This window comes from Streptomyces sp. NPDC002690 (assembly GCF_053592415.1).
The window spans coordinates 1-21,462 of record NZ_JBSFVR010000106.1 but is presented as its reverse complement, the minus strand read 5'-3'; the positions used below and the strand labels follow the sequence as shown (position 1 = coordinate 21,462).

Genomic DNA, 21,462 nt, shown 5'->3' with positions numbered 1-21,462 from the left:
TTGAAGGCGACGGTGATGGTGAGGTCGGTGACCGTCTCGTCGTCGTGCCGGATGCGGCGGACGTCGAAACGGGAGGGGACGGTGAAGCGGGGGGTACGGTCCAGCCTCATCCGCGGCCGCGTCACGGGTCCGGTCTCGGCGGGCCCGGTCCCGGCGGGAGCGGGCCGCGTCTCCGCGAGCGCGAGGTCCACCTCCCGGAGCGCGTCGGCAAGAACGGCTCCCTGCTGCTCCAGGGCTTCCCGGATCTCGAACTCCTGCTGGCGGCTCTCCTGTTCCTCCCGCGCCGCCCTGGTGAGGTCCGAAGCCTCCGTGTCGAACCGTTGCCACGCGGCCAGCGCGTCCGGGTCGAGTCCCGAGGGCTGACCTTCGGAGTCGAAGTTCCAGAGCCCGAGGGTGCCGTCCTCGTACCGTACGACCAACTCGACCGGTTTCCCGGCCGTCGCCGCCGTCTGCGAGGCGGCGAACAGGGCGCGCCCCAGCTCCCGCGGATCGGGCCGGGCGGTAGTCCCGTCCCCGGTCGCCGGGTCGGTGCCGACAGCGAGCCACAGTTGGGCCTCTGGGTCGGCGGGGTCGATCTGGGACGCCAGGAGATCGGGCAGGGAGTCCAGCGGATGCGTCCGCCAGTCCCTCAGGTCCGCGGCGGCCCCGGCGGTCGACACCGACAGGTCCGCGCCCGCCCGCACCATGGACGCCAGGTCGTACACCTGCGGATGGGTACGAGGTGGGGTGATGCCGTGACCGAGTACGTCCCGCTCGGCGACGCGCACGGTGGCGGTGCCGGTGACGTGCCGGGTTCCCTCCGGCCCTCGTACGGTCACGTGGGTGTCGACCAGTGCCTCGTAGGTCCGGGTGCCGTGCGAGCCGTCCTTGGGGGCCGACGTCCCACCGGTCTTGAGCCATTCGCGGCGTCCCCCGGACGTCCCGGCCGTGCCACCCGTCGTTTGGGGCTGACGGGCCAGGACCGGGATGGTGGCACCGCCGGACGCCTGGTTGGCGTCGTCGTGGCTGTAGATGCCTTGGAAGCTGATCCCGCCGGTCACGCCACCGTTGGACGACGAGCCGCCCACGGTGCTGCTGAAACCGAGCCGGTCCAGGGTCACGTCCGACGCCTCGGTCACCCGGCGCGGATTGTGCAGGGTGACGGACAGGGACGGCGGGGTGTCGGGCGCCGACTCGAACGGATAGGCGCCGGGCATGCTCTCGGTCAGCCCGGCCGCGGTGCGCGGGTGGTCCAGACCGATCTCGCCCGCCTGGATCAGCTCGCCGATGCGGACTGCGGTGCTCTCCGCGGACGTGGAGGTGTCCAGCGATCGCCAGTCGCGGTTCTGACCGGGCGCGACGGTGTTCAAGGCGCTGGTCAACTCCGGCCAGGCGTTGAACTCGAAGACCGGGGCCGGCCCGGTCGGGACGAAGCGGTTTCCCTTCAGGACGGGCGGGGTCTCCGAGACCTCGGGCGGCAGCGGTGGGTCCACCTCCTCGCCCTCGGCGGCCTCGCTGCCGGTGAACCTGAGTGTCACGCGGGCGGGTACGACGGCCGAGCGGCTGGGACGGCCGCCGAGCGTACGGCTGATCCAGCCGGTGACCCCGGAGCCGTCCTCCGGCGCGCCGGCCGACGGCAGGAACCAGCCCTGCACCATGCCGCCCAGCACGTTCGGCGGCCAGTCCGCGACAAGCTCGGAGCGGACGCCCACCTCGTAGTCGTACTCCAGGTCGAAGTCGGCGACGCTGTCGGTGCGCAGCCAGAACCGGTCCTCGGCGGTGGTGGCCGCCTTCGTGCCGTGGGCGCGGGTGGTCGCGGCGCTCAGCACCGGGCCGCTGCGGTCGGTACGGGTGTCGTTGCCGGGCTGTGGATAGCGCGTGGTGGGATTGAAGGTGACACCGTGCTGAGTGGTGTTCGTCGTCCCGGTGGAGACTCCCGCGGGCTGATGCGCGTGATACTGCTCGATGCCGCCGCCCGCAGCGGCTTTCCGCCCGCGGATGGTGCGGCGTTCCTCGGCGTCGGCGCGCGGTCTCGCGTTCAGGGTGACCTCGACCAGCCGGGCGCCGCCCTTCGCCAGATGGCGGAAGTGGAAGCGCTGCACGCCTCTCGGCCCACGACCGGGCAGGGCACGCAGTCCGGTGGGTGAGGTGTAGTCGGCGATCCGGGACGCCACGCCGGGAAGGTAGGCGGCGTGCCCCGGCTGCGTGACGCCCGGGGCCTCCGACTCGACCAGCGCGATCAACTCGTCGTAGAGCCGGTTCCGGCGCTCCACCGGTGAAGCGGTCGTGTCCGCGGCCACCGGGTCGGAGTCCGCACGCTCGGCCTGCGGATCGCCGCGCGGGGTGTCGAGCTGGGTGACGGACAATACGCCCGCCAGGCCCGGCTCACCCGTGCGGGCGAAGCGGCCGGGCAGCGGAAGGTCCTGCGGCACCTGCTGCGGCGGGGTCAGACCCTCGACGCCGGTGAACCACTCCTGATGTCGTGCCAGTTGCCCGTCCGTCATCAGGAACTGCACGGCATCCGGCAGCTCCACGGCGACGGTCACCGGTTCCCCGCTGCCCAGACCGAGGGTGTTGCCGACCATGTTGCGGGTGCCCCCGCGCACGGTGACCAGAATCAACGCGTCGGCGCCGATACGGTGACTCTCGGACTTCTCGGTCGGATTGCGGTTCACCGCGGTCGTGGTGGAAAGGGTCGCCGATTCCTCCGACTTCGCGGTGTAGAGGTACTTCGCGGACGGCCCGAAGGTGTCCGGACGCTTCGGCGGTGCGGCTGAGGGATCGGTCGACTTGGCCACCGCGGGCGCCCTGGTACCGGTCACCGCGACCCCGCTCTGGTGGGTGCCGGATGCGGACTTCTGTTGGGACGCGGTGTCGGAGGAGGAGACGCCGGACTCCAGCTGCTGCATGGAGCTCCGCATCAGACGGGGGTTGCGCAGCACACCGCTGATCTCCAGGGAGTACTCCTGGTCGGCGCCGAGGCCGGGCAGGGTGACTCCCTCGATCACATAACTGCCCTTGAGGATCTGGTGCCCGCGCGCGGTGAGGCTCGCCGGCGAGAGTGCCGCCTGCTGCACCTCGGCGGCGAGGGTGGTCGGGTCGGTGGCGCTCTGTCCGGCAGCGGACGTCGCCACCAGTGACGCCGCCGACTTGGCGACCTCCGGGCTCATGCCACTGATGGCGGTGCCCAGTCCGGCCGCCCAGCCCGGTTGCGGACGACCCGGATAGGTGCCCGCAGCTATCTGACGTATCGCCTCCTGGAGTGCGCCGGAGCCGCGGAACACGTCCAGGACCGCATCGTCCGGAAGCTTGGCGATCCCCTCCGACGGGCGGCCGTCGGGGCCCGTCGTCGCGAGCGCCTTCCGGTCCTCCTCCGTCACCTCCCGGATCTGCCCGTTCCGCGGGCGAGGGGCGGGGGCCGGGGTGGCCGCGTGGGTCCGGTGGTGCGGTACGGCGACCCTGATGTTGCCGGTGACGGCCGTCGGCGGCGGCCCGGCGGGGGGCGGGGTGGCGCCCGGCCCGACGTACGGCGTGGCGGCGGTGTGCTCGGCGAAGCGGACGGTGGGCTCGGTGCCCGGCCCGTCGTGCAGGTCGAGGGTGAACCGCGCCGGGATGTCGAAGACCTCGCCGCCCTGGTTCACGCCGACGAACTGCTGGTCCTGGCTCAGCCCCGAACCGACGTTGCCCGCGTGGGAGATCTGGCTGGTGTAGGCGTAGTCGGCGGCTGCGCCGAGGGTGCCGGAGCCGCCGGCAGGTCCCACGGGGCCGCTGACGCTGCCACCGAAACCGGCGGTCCAGCCGTAGCCCGAGGACTGCTGCTCCAAGCCTCCCATGACGAAGGAGGTCAGGCCGATGAGGTGCAGGCCGGGCAGCGTGCGCACGTGCCGCGTCAGAGGCGGGGCCGTCGGTGCCGGTGCCGGCGCCGTGTCCGAGGCCGCGGTGACCGGTGCCGGTGTCGTGTCGGGGGCCGCGGTGACCGGTCCCGGCGTCGTGTCACGGGTGGCTCTCAGGTTCAGCCGGATGCGGCGGGTCCCGCCGCCCGTGGTGGGCTTCTCCAGCCACAGGGCGTGACCGCCGTCGACCATCGCGTCGACGGCGGCCCGCAGCCCGACGTCCGAGCGGGCCTGCTCGAACCGGCGCAGGTTGTTCAACTGGGCCTGTACCAGAGCCTCGTCGGGCAGCACCACGGTGCGGCTCGTCGTGGTCGCGGAAGCGGGCAGGAACCCGTTCGCCCGCAACCAGACCTCGGCGTGGGCGAAGAGCTGCTGAGGACCCTCCACGGTCAGCGGGGCCGCGGTGGTGCCGATGCTCTGGAGGTGCTCCAACTCTGAGGGCAGAGTGCGGAGTTCATCGTCGTCGGGGGTCTTTCCCGCGGCATCGGACTGCGCCAGCACGCGCAGCTGCATGCCGTCGTCCCAGGGACCGAATCTCCGCTCGGTCTCCCCGCCGCCGGGGCGCACGAGGGTGACGGTGTGCCGCACGCTCGCGGGGGTCAGCAGGTGACTGCGGCTGCTGCGCAGGGAGTGCGAGATGGTCGCGCTGCCCCCGTTGCTGAGGGTGTCGCTGGTCTGCCAGCGGACCCCGCTCTTGCCCAGGACGGATCCCGCCACCTTGGCCGCGGCGTCGGGATGCCCCTTGGCGTGGCTGCCGGTGAAGGTCGGCCCGACGCCGAGGTCCGCGCCCACGGCGTTGGTGACCTTGGCCTGCCCGTCCACCTTGACGGTGCTGAGGAGATGGCTCTCCAGGTTGATCTTGCTGTCCTGGCTCTGGTGCGTGGGCTTGCCCGGCGTGACCTCCGTGGTCAACTTCAGCATGCCGATCGCCCGCCCGCCCGAGTCCAGCAGCAGTGGCGAGAAGATGCCGCCCGCCCGCTGCATGGGCAGCGTGCCGCGCAGTACCGGTTCGGAGAGGAACGCCTGCAGCGCCTCCGCGGACGAGTCGGAGAGGTCGGCGAGATCACCGTGGAACTCGCCGCCGACCATCTCCAGGAGTTGGTGCGGTTCCTTGACGCTGTCCACGCCCCACAGGGGCAGTTCGTCCAGATCGGCGGGTTCCGGCAGTGGCTCGGCGTCGGCCGGCCGCTCCGCGGTCAGATGCTCCGGGAACCAGATCGTGACCGGCCCGAGCTCGGACCCGCGGCCCCAGTTGTCCATCGGCGCCATACGGGGCGTGTCGACCCGCGCCTGCCAGTTCGAACCGTAACTGAAGGCGTGCGAAGACTCGTTGCTCCGCTGTGCCGTCGTCGTCTGCACGGTCTGGGTGACCGACGTCGACAGCGAGAGCTGATTGTGCGTCAGCGCGAGGGACGGTCCGAAATCCACCCCGCGCACCGGCCCGGCGGCCGGGATCGGCAGCGTCGCCGACCACGGCACCAACAGGGTCCGGATGTTGCCGGACGACTCGGTGTCGCTCGACTCCTGGGTGCCGAGCCCGCGCCGCTCGACGTTCACGGCCGGGTCCGAGGGATCACGCGTGCCCTGGCGGAGCGAGGAAACCGGGTCGTGCAGGGACAGCCGTACATCGACGGTCCGCCGCCTGCCTCCGACGTCCACGGTGACGCGGTGCCCCATGCTGCTGAGCAGATAAGGCAGGTTGATCACCAGTTGCTCGCCGCCGAGTTCACGGCGCAGCTGCTCGACCACGGGGTGCGTGGCCTGTTGGTCCGCCGGAATCCCCAGCAGGTTCATCACGTGCTGGTGCAGGCCCTCGGTGATCCGCGGCGGCAACGGTTCCACCTGCACCAGGCCCACGTTGCCGTCGCGCCGACTGCCGTAGCTCTGGACGTACGACGACGGGGCGAGCGGCGCCAGGGGGTCGGCGCCCTCGGACCGGGTGACGGGTGGCATGGACCCGACGGTGTCGTCCGGGCCGCCGACGAGGGCGCTGAGCAGGGAGAGATGGCGGGGACGCAGGCCGCCCCGGGCGTAACTGCCCTGCTGGTCCTCGGGGATGTCCTCGGTGACCGGGTGTTGATAGGTGCCCATCAGGCTGCCGTCGACCTGCGGGCGCTGCGGGGCCGTGGCGTCCCGGTTCTCGTCGCGCAGACCGAGTTGGTGGCCGATCTCGTGGGCGAGGTCCTGCGCGGTGGCGTCGGATCGCCATGTGTGCTGCGAGGTGCGGATGGCGGTACCGGCACCCGTCAACTCCACCTCCAGGTGCGGCTTTCGGCCCGAGACCGCGGGCACGACGGTGACGTGCAGCCGCTCTCCGGTGGCGAGCCGGTGACCGGGATCGTTGAACGTCTGCCGCACCCCGGCCGCCATCCGGGCCCACAGAGCCTGACGTTCGGTGTCGCCGACCGTGTCCGCGCCGCCCAGAGCGACCTCGACGGTGAGGTCCACGACCGCCTCGCCGTCGTGCGTGAAGCGGCGTACGTCGAAGGAGGAGTCGACGGTGTAGCGGGTGGGTTTGCCCTCGGTGGTCCTTGGCGTGGAGACCGGGTCCGTCCAGGTGTGGCTACGGGTGACGGGCGGTACGACGGACCGCGCGGCATCCCAACCGGATTTCTGGGCACCGGACGTGGTGGCTACGGGAATAGCCGGACCGGGTTCCGTCGGGGCGGAGGTGGTCACCGTGGGTACCGTCGGGGTCGACTTCGTGGCCGTGGGGGGCGCGGGAACGGGCATGGCAGGTACGGACGTCGTGACCGTGGGGATCACCGGGGCCGGTTCCGACACCGGGTTCGTGGCGGAGGATGCCGTCGGCGTACGGGATTCCACGGTGTCCGGGGGCAGGTTCTCCCCGGGCGTCGTCGGTGAACTCCCCTCGGACCGGGTGCTGATCGGAGTGGGGGCGGCGTCCGCATCGACCTCGGCGGAACGGCGCTTCTCTGCGCCGGGGCGTACGGAGGGTTGCGCGGCCCGGGGCGGCTCCGGCGAGGGCGGGACCGGGCGGGCCGTGTCCCGGCCCTCGGTGCCGGTCGTCGGCGACACGGGGGCCGTGCCGACCCCGGCGTCCTGGGCGACGCCGAAACGGACGCCCGGATCGACGTCGGTACCCGCGTCCTTACCGGTATCCGCGCCTGGTTCCGCGCCCCCCAAGGTGTCGGCCCCGCCGCCTCCCGGCAGGAGCGTGGCCGTGGACGAAGTCCCGGGCCGGCTCGCGGACTCGGCGGAGGACTCGGCGGAGGACTCGGCGGAGGACTCGGCGGAGGACTCGGCGGAGGACTCGGGCGCGGACCCGTCCGCCGAACCGGGACCGGTGGCGTCGGGCGTCCCCTTGTTCGCGCGCTGCGACGAACCCGTGCCGCTCGCCTGGTTTCCCTGCGCGGGCGTCTGCCCCTGCGTCGAGCCCGTGTGGGCGGGCGCGCCGGCGTTCGGGGCGAGGTTGGCCGGGGCTCCGGTGGTCGATGCCGGGAGGGGTACGGCGCCGGCCGTACCGATCGTCGGTATCGCCTTCTCGCCTCCCGCCGAGGTCTCCTCGTCCGCGCCCAGGGAAGCGGACTCCCGGGTCGCGGACTCCCGGGAAGCGGCGGACCGAGGGGCGGAGTCCGTGCCCTGGCCGGTCGTCCCCGTCCTCGGGGCGGTCGTGTCCGTGCCGTCGTCCGTCGCCCGAGTCGCGTCCCCGTCCGTGTCGGAGGCCGCGGGATTCTCCTGTATGCCCTCGGAGTCTTCGCTTTGCTGATGGGTGCCGGAAGGTGGAGCGGACCGGCCGCTGCCGCCGCTCCGGGGCGTTCCGCTGCCGGACGTCGCGGGCGTTCCGCTGGAGGACGAGGTGGGGACCGTACCGGTGCCACCGCCGACGCCGCCGGGCGAGCCCACGACGTCGAGCCCGTCCCCGAGGTCGGCATCGATGCCGTGGGAAACGTTCACCGCGGCTGAGAGGTCCTTCGTGCCCGTGCGCGTCGCACCGGTGGAGGACGTGGTCGGCACCGCCTCCGGCGCGCGGTCGTCGTCGTGCCCGGTGTTCCGCCCGTCTGCCGAGCTGCCGTCCGCACCGGCGACCGGCAGGACGTTGACGCTGCCGAAGTCGAATCCGGAGCCGAACGCGCCGCCGAACTTCGCCGCCGCCCCGAACAGCGCCGAACCGACCACGGAGCTGACGCCCGCCCCGACGAACGTGTCCAGGTTGCCTTCCCACTTGCCGTGCAGCACGCCGGTGACGACGATCTCGGCCAGAGCCTCCGAACCACCCGCCACCAGGAACTCGTTGGCGCCGCTTCCGGTCCCCCGGACGAACCGGTCGCCGACGGACCGCGGCGGCTTGTCGATCTTGGAGGTGATGTCGTCGGTGATGTTCTTGGTGTTGGTCTTGCTGAACTGGGCGCCGCCCGGGCCGTCCAGGATGTTGCGGAAGCCCTTGCCGAGGTTCTTGGTCAGGGATTCGAAGGCGCCGTGGAACATGCCGGTGACGGCGCCGAAGAGGCCGTCCTCGACGATCTGCTTCCAGTCGAAGCCGTCGGGCCTGCGGCCGGGCGGGGCCATCGTCATCATGGCGAGCCGGACCACGAAGGTCTGGAACGCCTCGTCGAACGCCTCGGACAGGCTGGGCAGCAGGTGCGTCCGCTTGAGCAGCTGGTCCAGGGAGGCGAGGATCGCCACCCTGCTGCGGGCCTTTGCGGTCGCGGTCTGGCTCGCGGAGGCACCGCCGGTGAAGAACGACAGCGCCGTGATGATCGCCAACTCGATCAGCAGACGGACCAGTTCGGCGATGATCGACCACTTGGCCTCCATGATGTCCATGGAGATCTTGACCCGGCCGTTGCCGACGTCGTCCAACTGCCGGGCGAACTCACGCAGATAGTTCGTCCCGCCGTTGTCCACGAACAGGCGCATGGCCCGGACGTACTGCCGGCCCACCTGCGGGGGCAGCGCCTGGCCCACGCCGAAGACCGACTGCTCGATCAGGTCGGACAGTTCCCGGACGTTCTTGCCGAGCCGCCGGTAGGGCTGGTGGCTCCGGTACGCCAGGTCCTCGTCCGCTTGCAGCATCTTCTCGCCGATGAGAACGAAGAGCAGGTTGTTGAGTTGGGGCGAGACGATGATGCTCATCGGAGTGTCAGTGCTTTCCGCGGCGGGCCGAGTTGATCGAGTCGATCACGCCACTCTGGGTGGTGCGGATGTTGTCCAGGTTGGCCAGGGTGCCGTCGGCGACTCCGGAAACCGCCTCGACGAGCGAGGTTCCGGTCTCCACCGCCATCGTGCGCTCACGCTTCTCCTGCGGGATCACTTCCTCGGCGAAGCTGTCGTCGTGGCCCGGCCAGCCGACCGTGCTGTTGAGGCCCATGGTGAAGTCGCGGAGCATCTCGTGGGCGAGCGTGCTGATCTGGTCGATCTGGCGCACACCGGCGGCCAGTCGTTCGGGCTCGGCGTAGTACGCGTTTCCCTCGGGCATCGCTGATCAGTCCTCCTGGTCCTCGTGTATCTCGTCGAGCAGCCGGCGCGACGAGGCGTGGCGGTCCCCGCCCGAGGGTCCGTCGAGGACCCCCGGGCCGAAGATCTTGTTCCAGTCGATGTTCACACCCGGCAGTTCGGGCACGGAGTCGTGGGGCCGGGTGAACGGTTCGAAGGTCTCCATCACCTGACGGGCCATGACCGCCCGAGCCTCCTGGGCGGCCTCCAGGACACTGGCGGCCAGCTGCCCGGCAGGCATGGTGCGGTACTTGCCGTCCAGGAAACGCAGGTCGGTCAGATCGCCCTGCGCGCTGACGGTCACCTCGACCGAGCGGTCCTGGGAGCGGATCGTGCAGCTGGCGTGGCTCAGTTCCGCCTCCGCCTCCGCCACCGCGGCCGTGGTGGTCTCCAGGTCGGCCATGGCGCGGGCGAGCCGCTGCTCGATGGTCTCCTTCATGTCGCTCATGCCTGTGCCGTCCCTCTGGTGTCCCGCACCGTGCTCAGCGCCCGATCACGGCGGGCGCGCCGCCCTCGTCGGTTCCCCATACGTCCTCGTCCTCTTCCGTCCAGCTCACGCGGGCCCGGTCGCCGCTCTCGGTGGACCGGCCGTTCTGGCCGGCGCCTCCGGGGCCCGGGACGAGCGTCCCCGGGGCGGCGCCGGTCGTCGCCGTCCGGCGCCGGGTCACCACCACGTCCTCGTCCTCGTCCGCGGTTCTACGGGACCGTGGCCGTCCACGCCCGGCCGCCGCGGGCCCGGAGTCGGTCAGCACGTTGCGGACGCGCTCCCCGCTGTTGCCGCTGCCACCGCCACCCCCGCCCGATCCCATGCCACCCATGCCACCCATGCCGCCCATGCCGCCCATGCCTGGGAACAGCGGGCTGCCCGCCCCGTCGGCCGCCGTGCCCGTCTCACCGGTCGCGGCGGCCGAGAGAGGGTCGTCACCGGGAGCGCGCAGCGCCCCGCCCGACAGCAGTTCCGCCGAAGTGGCGTCGTCGTAGTCGGCGTAGCCGGCGGCGCCGTACCCACCGGCGCCGAACCCACCGCCGTACGCGCCGTCGAGGAGGGACGAGCCGCCGGTCAGTGTGAGGCCGTCACCGAGACCGGTGTTCGTGGTGAGGCCCGACGCCAGGCCGTCCAGGTCCAGGCTGCTGCTGCTCGTCGTCGGTGTCAGGGAGTGGTTGGCGAGATCGAGGCCGCTCAGGGAGTCGCCGAGGCCGCTGCCGATGTTCCCGGTGGTGATGTTGCCGTCGGGGTCGCGCGTGGTCAGCGCCCCGGTCTCCGGGTCGATCGTGGTGGTCGTGCCGTCGGGGAACGTGGTGGTGAGGGTGCCGTCCGGGTTGAGCGTCGTCGTGCTGCCGTCGGGGTTGACGTGGCCGCCGGGGATGGTCAGGTCGCCCGTGGTGACCTCTCCGTCGGGGGACGTCGTCGTGATGATCCCCGTCTCCGGGTCGAGGAGCTGGGTGGTGCCGTCCGGGTACTTGGTCGTGAGGGTGCCGTCCGGGTTGAGCGTGGTGGTGCTGCCGTCGGGGTTGGTGAGCGTCGTCCCCTTCGTCTTGTCGTTGCCGTCGTCGCTCCCGTTCAGCAGGTTGCCGAGACCGGCACCCAGGTTGGAAGTGACGCCGCCGGGAGCGTCGATGCCGTCACCCAGGCCGTCACCGAGCCCGTCACCCAGGTTGTCGCCGAGCCCGTCGCCGAGCCCGCCGCCCAGGTTGCTGAGGCTGTTGCCGAGCCCGTCGCCGAGGTTGTTGAAGCTGTCCCCGAGGCCGTCGCCGAGGTTGTTGAGGCTGTCGCCGAGCCCGTCGCCGAGGTTGTTGAAGTTGTCGCCGAGCCCGTCACCCAGGTTGTTCAGGCCGTTGCCCAGGCTGTTCCCGAGGTTGTTCAGGCCGTCCCCGAGGCCGTCCCCGAGGTTGTTGAGGTTGTCGCCGAGGTTGTTCAGCGCGTTGTTGTACTCCTCCTGCTGCCGGTTCGCCTCGTCCTCGGCGAGCTGGCGCTTGTCGTCCTCGTACGTCTCCGTCAGCGAGGAGGTGTCCTTGGTGCGGATCTCGCTGAAGGCGTCCGACACGTCGCTCCACGCCGTCTTGAGCGTGGTGAGCGAGGTCTTCGCCTTTTCGACCAGGACGTCCTCGACGTGCTTGTTCCACCGGGTCACGGCCTCTTCGCCGATCTTCACCCAGGTGGCCATGTCGTGGAGGTTGCCCCAGGGGGAGTGCTGCACGAACCCGGCGTCGGTGTTGTAGTCCTTCGCCGAATTGTTGGTCGTCACACGGGTGTGTTTGATCTGGTTCTCCAGCACCCATACGGAGACCTCCTGGAGGACCTCCATCAGGATCCTGTGCGCGTCGTGCCGGCCCCCTGCCGCCCAGGTGTCCCAGGCGTCGCTGAGCGCCTTGGCCTCCGTCATGAGAGCCGTCTGCGCGGTCGCCAGCGCCCGGCTGAGCTTCGACCGCGGCACATGACCGCCGAGCATGGCCGCCGCGGTGCCGGTGGCGTCCGCGGTGAGCTGGTCGACGTAACTGTCGTAGTTCTTGTGCAGCTGATGGATCAACTGCCAGAACAGACCCGCCGCCTGGCCGTGCCAGGCCGCGTTCTCCTCCCCGAGGGAGTTCTCCCACTGCTCCAGGGTCGCCGCATGGTCCTCGAAGAACTTCAGAGTCCGGTCGTAGGCCTGCGCCGTGCGGTCGAAGGAGTTGGCATCGACGGCCTCGGTGTCCTGGACGCTCAGACCGCTGAACTCGAAGCCCCGGGTGGTGTGGTCGGCGCGCAGTCTGTCGATCGCCGCCTTCGACCCGCTCTGGTACTGCTGGAGCAGGCTGAGGTCCCACTCGTTGCCCAGTACGCCGGTGAACTTTCCGGCGCTCCAGATCTCGCCCGCGTCCAGCAGCCGCCCCGTGCCGTCGGTGGTGGGTATGCCGATGAACACGATGGTCGCCTGGTACAGGGTGCCGCCGTAGTGCTTGCCGTCACCGCCCGCCTCGACGAACGCCAGGTCGTAGTCCTCACCGTGCTGGGTGTGCCAGCCCACCAGGGCGGTGAAGTTCTGGGCGGTCAGCTCGGTCGACGCCAGGACCTCGAATCCCAGCCGCATCAGCGGTACGCCCTCGCTGCTCTTGAGGGTGTCGAACAGCTTCTTGCGGCTGGGGACGTTGTACCCGGTGTAGAGGGTGACCGCCTGACCCCAGTAGTCGCCGGGATCGGAGGTGACTGGCATGACGGGACTCCGCTGGGTGGAGGAGGACGGACACGGGAAACGGCGAGGTGCCGGGGGAGGCCGAGGGTCAGTCCTCGGTGTCGGGCCCTTCGAGGTCTTCGTCGACCCCGGACCAGACGTCCAGGAACTTCTCCCCGTTGATGCTCTCCAAGGAGGCGCCCTGGGTGTTGAGCAGCGTGGTGATGGTGGTCTCCAGGCTGTCGTCGATGTCGCCGAAGAGAACACCCTGGTCGCCGAGGACGTCGTCGATCGACTTCGCGGACTTGAGCGCGACGTCGGTCAGCGTCTTGCCGTAGACCGTGTCGTCAGCCGTCATCAGGCCGATGCCGAGCACCGGGTTCTCCCCGATGTACTGCGCGGGGGTCGTGCCCCTGACGATGCTGTGCAGTGCGAGGACGCCGTTCGGATCATCCTTCACGACGCTCTTCAGGTCGGTGATGAACGTGGCGAGATCGTGATCACGGAACTGCTTGAGTTTCTGTCCGTTCAGATGGGTCAAATCCGCCATGGCGTGGTCCTCGTGGGTGCTCGGTCGGCGAGAGGGCAGGGGTCGGGAAGGGGAGGCCGGGCGAGGGAGAGCGGAGAGGTACGGGAACCGGACGGCGATCGCGCTGGTGACCGTCCGTCCGGTTCGGCCGGGTACCGCACCGCGACCGTCCGCCGTCAGCGGCTGACGCGTACCTCGGACCACATCTGGGACAGCGAGTTCTCGCTGTAGCGGTAGTTGTCGGAGATGTCCGTCAGCAGGCTGGAGTGCGAGGTCAGCAGCGTCTCCATGTTCTTCACCGCCTGGTCCCAGGCCGCCTGCTTCTGGCGGTACATGTTGGCGTCGTCGCCGTACCAGGACTTGATCAGCTCGTTCAGCTCCGCCTCCAGCGACGCGAGCGTGTTCGCTATCGCCTTGGTCTGCTGGACCATGTCGTCGGCGGCGTTGTTCATGTGGTTGTAGTCGACGTAGATGTAGCCGTCGGTCAAGTTGTCGGGCATGGGAGCCTCCTGATCGGTGGGGAGTGCGCGGTGGGGTCCGGACTCCGGGAAGCGGCCTGCTCAGCCAGTGAGTTGGTCGTACGCGGCCTGCGACTGGTTGTAGGCCGAGTTGATCGCCTCGTTCGAGGAGCCCTGGGTCTTGCCGTGCTGGACGAGGCTCTGGTTCAGCTTGTCGACCATGTCCTCGAGGCCGCGCAGGATGCCGTTGCACTGCTCGTCCCACTGCTTGAGGAGGGCGCCGAACTGGCCTCCGTCGCTGCCCTGGTAGCCCGAGGACAGGCCCGCACGGGTGTTGTCCACGTCCTGCCGGGACTTGAGGATGCCGCTGAAGGCGCTCTCCAGGGCCTGGATCCCGTTACGGGTCGCCTGCTCGTTCGACTGCTGTCCGGTCCCTGCCATGGGTCCGCCTTTCGATGGGATGCTGATACAGCTGGTACAACTGCGGCGCCGGTGAGCCTAAGCACGCCGGAGAGCCACGTGCAACGGGGCACGATCGCTGGAGCCAAGGATTTGGCGGATCGTCAACTATTTTTACTTGGCTGCAACTTGGCGCCGGAATCCACGGACGTCCCGACCCGCGCGGCGGGCCCGCCGGGAGCGTCCACGGAGCCCTCGGCGCAGACCCGTGCCGTCGACGCGGGCACCAGCCCGGTCGCCGCCTGCGGACTCAGATCGGGGCCGGTCGGCAACATCGCCAACAGTGGGGACGGCAGCCCCCGCGCGTCGGACTCCGTCCAACCGAGCGCCGTGAGCGCCTCCTTCGAGCCGACCCGGTACTTCACGCCGTCGTCGGCCACGAAATAGATGGTGGCTCCGACCGTCCCGCCACCGGCGCCGAGCGCCCGCGCCAGCACACCGTGACCGGGCCGCACGACCACCGCGTCCACCGGCAGGCAGGCATCCACCACCGCGTCACCGCTGCGCTGGGCGGCCGGGCCCAGCGCGCCGGTGGGCACCAGCACCGAGCTGATCCGTACACCGTCACCGCCGGGCAGCACGCGTGCGCACACCGCGCGGCCGTCGGGCACCCGGGTGGCCCGGGGCGGGTTGTCCGGCAGCCCGGCCACCGACGGGTCCCGGCCGGTGGTGCCGGGTGCCTGGTGGTCCTTCAACAGGTCCGCCCCGATGGGCAGCGCCGCCGGCGAGTCACCGTCGTACGCCTTCGACCGTACGGCGGGATCGCCCAGCAGCAGTGCCACGGCGGTCGAGGTCACCGGGGAGAGGCCGGCATCCCCCAGCAGGAAGTACTGGGCGCCCGCCCGTTCGCCGGAGCCCGTCGCCGTTCCACCGGGCACCGTCACCTGGAAGACCTGGCCGATTCTGGTCGCCGTACCGCCGAGGGAGGGGCCCGTCGAGCCCAGCCCCTTCACCGACGGCGGCGCCAGGGCCGGGCCGGGCACGAACGAGTCCAGGAACGCGGCCGACACCGGGCGGGGCGTCACCGAGCCGTAGCCCAGCGACAGCAGCGCGCCGGACCTGGTGTCGAGCGGCAGCCGACTGCCCTGCCAGATCAGGTACTTCTTCGTGTCGGGGCCGCTCACCAACACCGCCTCGTCGGCCCCCAGCACGGCCGAGTCCAGGGGCGCGCCCGCCGCCACGGCCGTCACCGCCCGCGTCGTCCTTCCCCCGCCCCCGGCGGCGCCCTCCGTCGTCGTCGCCGAACAGACTGCCCACGCGTCCGACTCCAGATCTCCCGAGGAGGGCACCTTGTCCGGCGCTCCGGGGATGCCTACCGCGGCGCCCACCGGGGTGTCCCGCAACGACGCCGCCCCCACGTCCGTCGTCTCCAGGTCCGCACCGCCGATGAGCAGCGCGGAGGAGTAGTTGCGCACCGGGCGCAGCCGGCCGTCGAGATAGAGGTAGCGGGCCCCGGTGTCACGGTTGACGATCAGGTCCTTGCCGCTGCGCCACGAGTCGTTGCCGCCCGGCGAGATCAGCCCGAACACCACCGACCCCACGGCGATCAGCACCGCGATCAGCACGCCGATGCCCGCCCCGCGGGTGGTGCGCCCCAGCGGGCTCTCGGGGGCGTCCGGGTCGGCGAGCAGCATGCCCGACGTCAGGCGGCCCATGACGAAGGCGTGCGCCTGCACCTGGTCGCGCTTGGATTGCATGAACCGCGGTCCTTCCGGTCAGCCGGTCCGCACCGGCTCCCGCGGTACGGGGCCGTTCGCGTCGAAGTGGTCGTTCATGTCGTGTCGGTGGCCGCGGTCAGCCGTTGATGGCGCGCAGCGCGGCGAAGACGCCGAGCACCCACAGCGCCAGCGGCAGCAGGGCGATCGCCAGCAGCGACTGCGCCAGCTCCGCCACCCTGCCCCAGTAGGGCAGCATCCGCCGACCGGGAACGGTCCAGGAGGCGACGGCCAGCACGGTGGCCGACGCCAGCAGCCCGCCCACCACCAGGGGCCGGTCGGCCGCGGCGGTGCCGGCCGCGAGGGCGAGCACCAGCAGTGTCACGCCCCAGGCGCCGGGCAGGACCAGCGCCAGCCGCTGCCACACGTTGACCATGCCCCGCCCGTGCACCAGCAGGAGCACGGCGAGTACCACCGCGGTCAGGACCTCGGGGAGTGCCGGGTGGCGGCTCAGAGGCACCAGGCAGCCGGCGCACAGGACGCCGGAGGCGGCGTAGAGGCCGGTCATCCAGCCGCTCGCCAGCTCGGTGCGGGTCGTCACGTCCGTGCCGTTGTAGGGCTCGATGCCCTCCTGGAGCTGCTGCGGGTTGGTCGGCAGGGCCGGCATACGCATCCCGGCGAGCCGGAAGGACAGGGCCGGCACGAAGCCTCCCAGCAGCACGGCCAGCGACGCCACGGCTGCCGCCGCGCCGTCCACACTCAGGTCGAACAGGCTCATCAGGACACCCGCCAGCACCCCGGCCAGCGACACCAGCGCCGAGGCCACGAACAGCGGCGTCCGTACGGCCGTCAGGGCGAGTGCCAGCACCGCGCCGCCCGCGCAGGCGGCCGCGGCGGCCAGCAGACGGGCGCCCAGCACCTGGTTGGCCTGGGGCCCCGCGATCTCACCGCCCGGCTGCAGCCAGCCGGCCAGGGCCAGGAACGGTCCGGCCATGAACCCGAGCGCGGCGGCGGCGGCCGCGTCGCCCACCGCACGGCTCGCGGACGCGGCCCCGGCCAGCAGCAGTAGTCCCGCCAGACCGGCGGCGGCCATCCGCGGCCCGGTCGGACCGCCTGGCCAGGCCAGCACCGCCAGTCCCAGCGTCAGGGCGGCCACCGTCATGCCGAGCAGCAAGCGCCGGCCGGCCGCCGCGTCCCAGCTGTGCAGCCGGTCCCGGGTCACCGTCGCCAAACCGTCCACCAGGTCGTCGAGCCGTACTTCCGGCAGCGACTCGGTGTGCGGCCGCAGGTACAGGACCTCGCCGTCCTTGAGGTCCGCCGAGGCCAGGGTGCTCTCGTCGTCCAGCGCGGCGCCGCCGAGGCGTTGCAGCACCCAACCGTCGTGCTCCAGGCCGTTCTCCGCGACCTCCTCGCCCGCGTAGTGCAGGACGGTGGGCAGCAGATCGGCGACGGGTACGTCGGAGGGCACCGCCAGGTCGATGGTCCTGGCGGGGGCTCTGACGGTGAGGCGGCAAAGGCCCGCAACGGAGCTGTCGGTCATCGTGGGTCTCACGTCTCCATGAGTCGGGCCGGGTGAGGCCGGAGGTCTGGACCCGAACTGGCGAGATGCCGACGGGAGTCATGCAAGGGCCTGCTTGGACGTACCTATCGTCGCCATGCAGACTACTGATGGGCGGTCGAACGGAATTATGGGCCCCTACCGACGGCGTGTCACAACACCGAGGATTCAGCGACCAGTTAAGCGGCGCTTAACCCCGATGCCCTAAGGAGCAGTTGCGTTGAGCGTAGTTCTCTTCCGCAGACCGGCCCGTCGCCGTGGCCCCGACATGCCCGAGGGTGAGCTGAGCCTGCAGGAGCCCCCGACGCTTCCGGAGACCGTGCCGGACAGCTCGGCGGTGTGGACGTACATGCCGATGGCCATGATGTCCGTGTCCATGATGCTGATCTTCATCAAGCCGGGTGGCGGCAACAGTTCCTTCACCTACATCGCGCTGGGCATGATGGTGATGGCCTCCGGTGCCATGATGGTCGGTCAGGTGATGCGCAAGTCGGGTGAGCGCAAGCAGCGGCTGCGCGGAGAGCGCCGGGACTATCTGCGCTATCTCACCCAGATCCGGCGCCAGGTCCACCGGGCGGTCGTCGAACAGCAACTGGCCCTCGCCTGGCGGCATCCGCACCCCCGGACGCTGCGCGCGATGGTCCGCACCACCAGGCTGTGGGAACGGCGGGTCAAGGACGAGGACTTCGGTGAGGTCCGGATAGCCGTCGGCGACCAGCAGTTCGCGATGCGGCTCAATCCGCTCTCCACCAAACCCGTCGAGGACCTGGAGCCGCTCAGCGCACACGCCCTGCGCCGCTTCATCCGCGCTTACAGCACCGTGCCCGGCCAGCCCATCGCGCTCTATCTGCGCTCCTGGTCACGGGTGCTGACCCGCGGCGACGAGGCCGCCACCCGAGCCATGGTCCGCGCCGCACTGAGCCAGCTGGCCGTGTTCCACCCGCCGGAGGAACTGTGGATCGCGCTGTGCGTCTCGGACGAGCGGCGCGCGGACTGGGAGTGGGTCAAGTGGCTGCCGCACAACCTGCATCCGCAGGAGCAGGACGGCGCCGGATCGGCCCGCATGGTGGCCGGCACCCTCAACGACCTGGAGGACCTGCTCGGCGCCGAGTTCACCGAGCGCCCGGGCTTCGACCCGGACGCGGCGCCGGGCCGTGACGAGCCCTACACCGTGATCGTGGTCGACGGCGTCACCGTGCCCGCCGGTCACCGGCTGGACGGTCCCGGCTTCCGCAACACCGTCGTGCTGGACCTCTCCGGAGCCTTCGCCTGGCGCCCCGGCCGCACCACCCTGCGCCTCGACGTGGCCTCCGACGCGGTCCGCCTGGTGCGCACCGACCGCAGCCGCAAGGAACAGACCACCCTCCTCGGCCGCCCCGACCAGGTCGGGCCCGTCGCCGCCGAGGCACTGGCCCGGCTGATCGCTCCGTACCGCATGAGCCTGGCCGCCGACATCGCCGAACCCCTGAGCGCCGATGTGCAGTTGACCACCCTGCTGGGTATCCCCGATCTCTTCCGGCACACTCCCGACACCCTCTGGAAGCGCCACACCGGGGCCGCCAGGCTGCGGGTCCCGGTGGCCGTCGGTGCGGACGGCACACCCGTGGAACTCGACATCAAGGAGTCCGCGCAGGGCGGTATGGGCCCGCACGGCATGCTCATCGGCGCCACCGGCTCCGGCAAGAGCGAACTGCTGCGCACCCTGGTCCTCGGGCTGGCCCTCACCAACTCCTCCGAGACGCTGAACTTCATCCTGGTCGACTTCAAGGGTGGCGCGACCTTCCTGGGCCTGGACGAACTCCCGCACACCTCCGCCGTCATCACCAACCTGGCCGACGAAGTCGCCCTGGTGGAACGCATGCAGGACGCCCTGCACGGCGAACTCATGCGCCGCCAGGAGCTGCTGCGCGCGGCGGGCAACTACACGTCCGCCCTGGAGTACGAGAAGGCCCGCGCCTCCGGCACCCCGCTCGAACCGCTGCCCAGCCTCTTCGTGGTGGTCGACGAGTTCAGCGAACTCCTCGCCGCACACCGTGAGTTCATGGACCTCTTCGTGATGATCGGCCGCCTCGGACGGTCGCTGGGCGTACACCTGCTGCTCGCCTCCCAGCGCCTGGACGAGGGGCGCATGCACCAGCTGGAGAGCCATCTCTCCTACCGGATCGGCCTGCGTACCTTCTCGGCCATGGAGAGCCGCGGGGTGCTCGGTGTCCCCGACGCCTACCAACTGCCCTCACAGCCCGGCGCCGGCTACCTCAAGAGCGGGGTGGAGGCACTCACCCGCTTCCGTGCCGCGTACGTCTCCGGGCCCTACCGGCACCGCCGCGGCGGTGCCGTCCAGGCCAGGGTCGCCAGCCAGGTCGTGCCCTGGACGGCGGGCTGGGTGGTCCCGCGGGCCTCCGTCGCCCCCGCTCCGGGCCCGGCGGACGAGGAGACGGAGTCCGCCGAGAGCCTGCTGGCCGTGGCCGTCGACCGACTGCGCGGCTCCGGCCCCGGCGCGCACCAGGTATGGCTGCCTCCGCTCGACGTACCGCCGACCCTGGACGGTCTGCTCCCCGGCATCGAACCCACCGCCGACCGTGGCCTCAGTGCCACCCGCTGGCCCGGTACCGGACGGCTCCGGGTCCCCGTAGGCCTGGTCGACAAGCCCTTCGACCAGCGGCGCGAGCCGCTGGTGCTCGACCTGTCCGCGGGCGGCGGCCACGTCGCCGTCGCAGGTGGCTCGCAGAGCGGCAAGTCCACCGTGCTGCGCGCCCTTCTCGCCTCCCTCGCCCTGACCCACACCCCGGCCGAAGTGCAGTTCTACTGCCTCGACTTCGGCGGCGGCACGCTCTCTTCGCTCATCGGGCTGCCGCACGTCGCCGGGGTCGCCTCCCGCCTCGACAGCGAGCGGATCAGCCGCACGGTGGCCGAGGTCACCACCGTGCTCAACCACCGTGAGCAGTTCTTCCTCGACCAGGGGATCGACTCCATGGCCACCTACCGGCGTCGGCGCGCGGCCGGGGAGTTCTCCGACGAAGCACACGGGGACGTCTTCCTCGTGGTGGACGGCTGGGCCCAGGTCAAGCAGAACTTCGACCACCTGTTGCCCACGTTCAACCAGCTGGCCACCGGAGGTCTCAACTACGGCATCCACCTGATCACCACCACCACCCGCTGGGTGGAACTGAGCGCGCAGGTACGTGACCAGAGCGCGACCCGGCTGGAACTGCGCCTAGGTGACCCCATGGACTCCGTGGTGGACGTACGCAAGGCGGCCATCGTGCCCCGGCTGCCCGGACGCGGACTCACGGTCGACGGCAAACTGCACTTCCTGACCGCCCTGCCCCGCCTCGACGGCGTCACCACCACGGAGGACCTCAGCGAGGGCGTCACCGCCCTGGTGGAGAGAATTGCCGAGCACTGGTCCGGCCAGCCCGCGCCCGCCGTGCGGATGCTGCCGCACCGGCTGCCCGCCTCGGCACTGCCCGCACCGGAGTTGGGCGACGGACTGCGGCTGCCGCTGGGCCAGGACGAGGAGAAACTCTCAACGGTGTGGCACGACTTCAGCCGAACCCCGCACCTGGTGGCGGTCGGCGACACCGAGAGCGGCAAGACCAACCTGCTGCGGCTCGTCGCACAGGCGGTCACCGCCCGCTACGCCCCGACCGAGGCGCGGGTCCTGGTCGTCGACTACCGGCGCGAACTCGTGGACGCCGTCCCGCCGGAGTACCAACTCGGGCACGCCGTCTCCGTCGACGCCCTCAAGGAACTCGTCGGCGGCTCGGCGCGCGCGCTCAAGACCCGGCTGCCGGGACCGGACATCACCCCCGCCCGGATGCGGCTCGCCGACTGGTGGCACGGACCCAGGCTGTTCGTGCTCGTCGACGACTACGACATGGTGGTCGGCAGCAACAACTTCGACCACCCCTTCGCCCCGCTTTTCGACCACCTGGCCCTCGGGCACGAACTGGGACTGCACGTCATCGCCGTCCGCTCCGCGACCGGCGCCGGCCGTGGCCTCAACGACCAGTTGCTGCGCCGCCTCGACGAGGCCAACACCCCGGGCGTACTGCTGTCCTGCCCGCCGTCGGAGGGCTACGTCTTCGGCAATATCAAGCCGCGCAACCTGCCTGCTGGACGAGCGCAGTACATCGCCAGGCGCAAGGCGACGCTGATCCAGACGGCGCTCGCGGAGGCGGCGGAGCCCTCCGGAGGAGAGGACGGGGCCTGACCGGGCGCGGGGGGGGGCCGGGGGGGGGGGGGGCGGGGGCCGCCCGCCCCCGGCCCCGGCGCCCCGCGCGGGGGCCCGGGCACGGGCGGGGCCACCCGCGTACGCCCCTCCC

9 protein-coding genes and 1 pseudogene are annotated in these 21,462 nt (G+C 71.2%); 1 reads left to right on the top strand and 9 read right to left on the bottom strand.

Going from position 1 to position 21,462, the window contains the following annotated elements:
* The 9 genes and pseudogenes from ACWD3D_RS15915 to eccD all read right to left on the bottom strand — a co-directional run.
* Positions 1-8,969: pseudogene (locus ACWD3D_RS15915) on the bottom strand (hypothetical protein); the annotation flags it as partial.
* 7 nt (positions 8,970-8,976) lie between these two features.
* Positions 8,977-9,312, bottom strand: coding sequence for a hypothetical protein (locus ACWD3D_RS15910; RefSeq protein WP_266712160.1), 336 nt, complete (start codon positions 9,310-9,312; stop codon positions 8,977-8,979).
* A gap of 6 nt (positions 9,313-9,318) precedes the next feature.
* Positions 9,319-9,777, bottom strand: a complete 459-nt coding sequence (locus tag ACWD3D_RS15905; RefSeq protein WP_451461448.1) for a YbaB/EbfC family nucleoid-associated protein — start codon at positions 9,775-9,777, stop codon at positions 9,319-9,321.
* Positions 9,778-9,811: 34 nt separating this feature from the next.
* Positions 9,812-12,520: an AAWKG family protein gene (locus tag ACWD3D_RS15900; protein WP_451461447.1), complete on the bottom strand. Its 2,709-nt coding sequence runs from the start codon at positions 12,518-12,520 to the stop codon at positions 9,812-9,814.
* A 67-nt stretch (positions 12,521-12,587) separates the two neighbouring features.
* Positions 12,588-13,028 carry a type VII secretion system-associated protein gene (locus ACWD3D_RS15895; protein ID WP_450768909.1) on the bottom strand — a complete coding sequence of 147 codons (441 nt, stop codon included), beginning with the start codon at positions 13,026-13,028 and terminating at the stop codon, positions 12,588-12,590.
* Positions 13,029-13,183: 155 nt separating this feature from the next.
* Positions 13,184-13,507 (bottom strand): WXG100 family type VII secretion target, encoded by a 324-nt coding sequence (locus ACWD3D_RS15890; protein WP_266712168.1) that lies wholly within the window; start codon positions 13,505-13,507, stop codon positions 13,184-13,186.
* Between the two features lie 60 nt (positions 13,508-13,567).
* Positions 13,568-13,906: a hypothetical protein gene (locus tag ACWD3D_RS15885; protein ID WP_451461446.1), complete on the bottom strand. Its 339-nt coding sequence runs from the start codon at positions 13,904-13,906 to the stop codon at positions 13,568-13,570.
* A 122-nt stretch (positions 13,907-14,028) separates the two neighbouring features.
* Complete coding sequence (gene eccB, locus ACWD3D_RS15880; RefSeq protein WP_451461445.1) at positions 14,029-15,621, bottom strand: type VII secretion protein EccB; 1,593 nt, start codon at positions 15,619-15,621, stop codon at positions 14,029-14,031.
* Between the two features lie 97 nt (positions 15,622-15,718).
* Entirely contained in the window at positions 15,719-17,119 is a 1,401-nt protein-coding gene (gene eccD / locus ACWD3D_RS15875; RefSeq protein ID WP_451461444.1) for a type VII secretion integral membrane protein EccD, read from the bottom strand.
* Between the two features lie 286 nt (positions 17,120-17,405).
* Here eccD and eccCa point away from each other — a divergent pair, with 286 nt between their 5' ends.
* Positions 17,406-21,350, top strand: a complete 3,945-nt coding sequence (eccCa, locus tag ACWD3D_RS15870; RefSeq protein WP_451461449.1) for a type VII secretion protein EccCa — start codon at positions 17,406-17,408, stop codon at positions 21,348-21,350.
* Positions 21,351-21,462 lie beyond the last annotated feature (112 nt).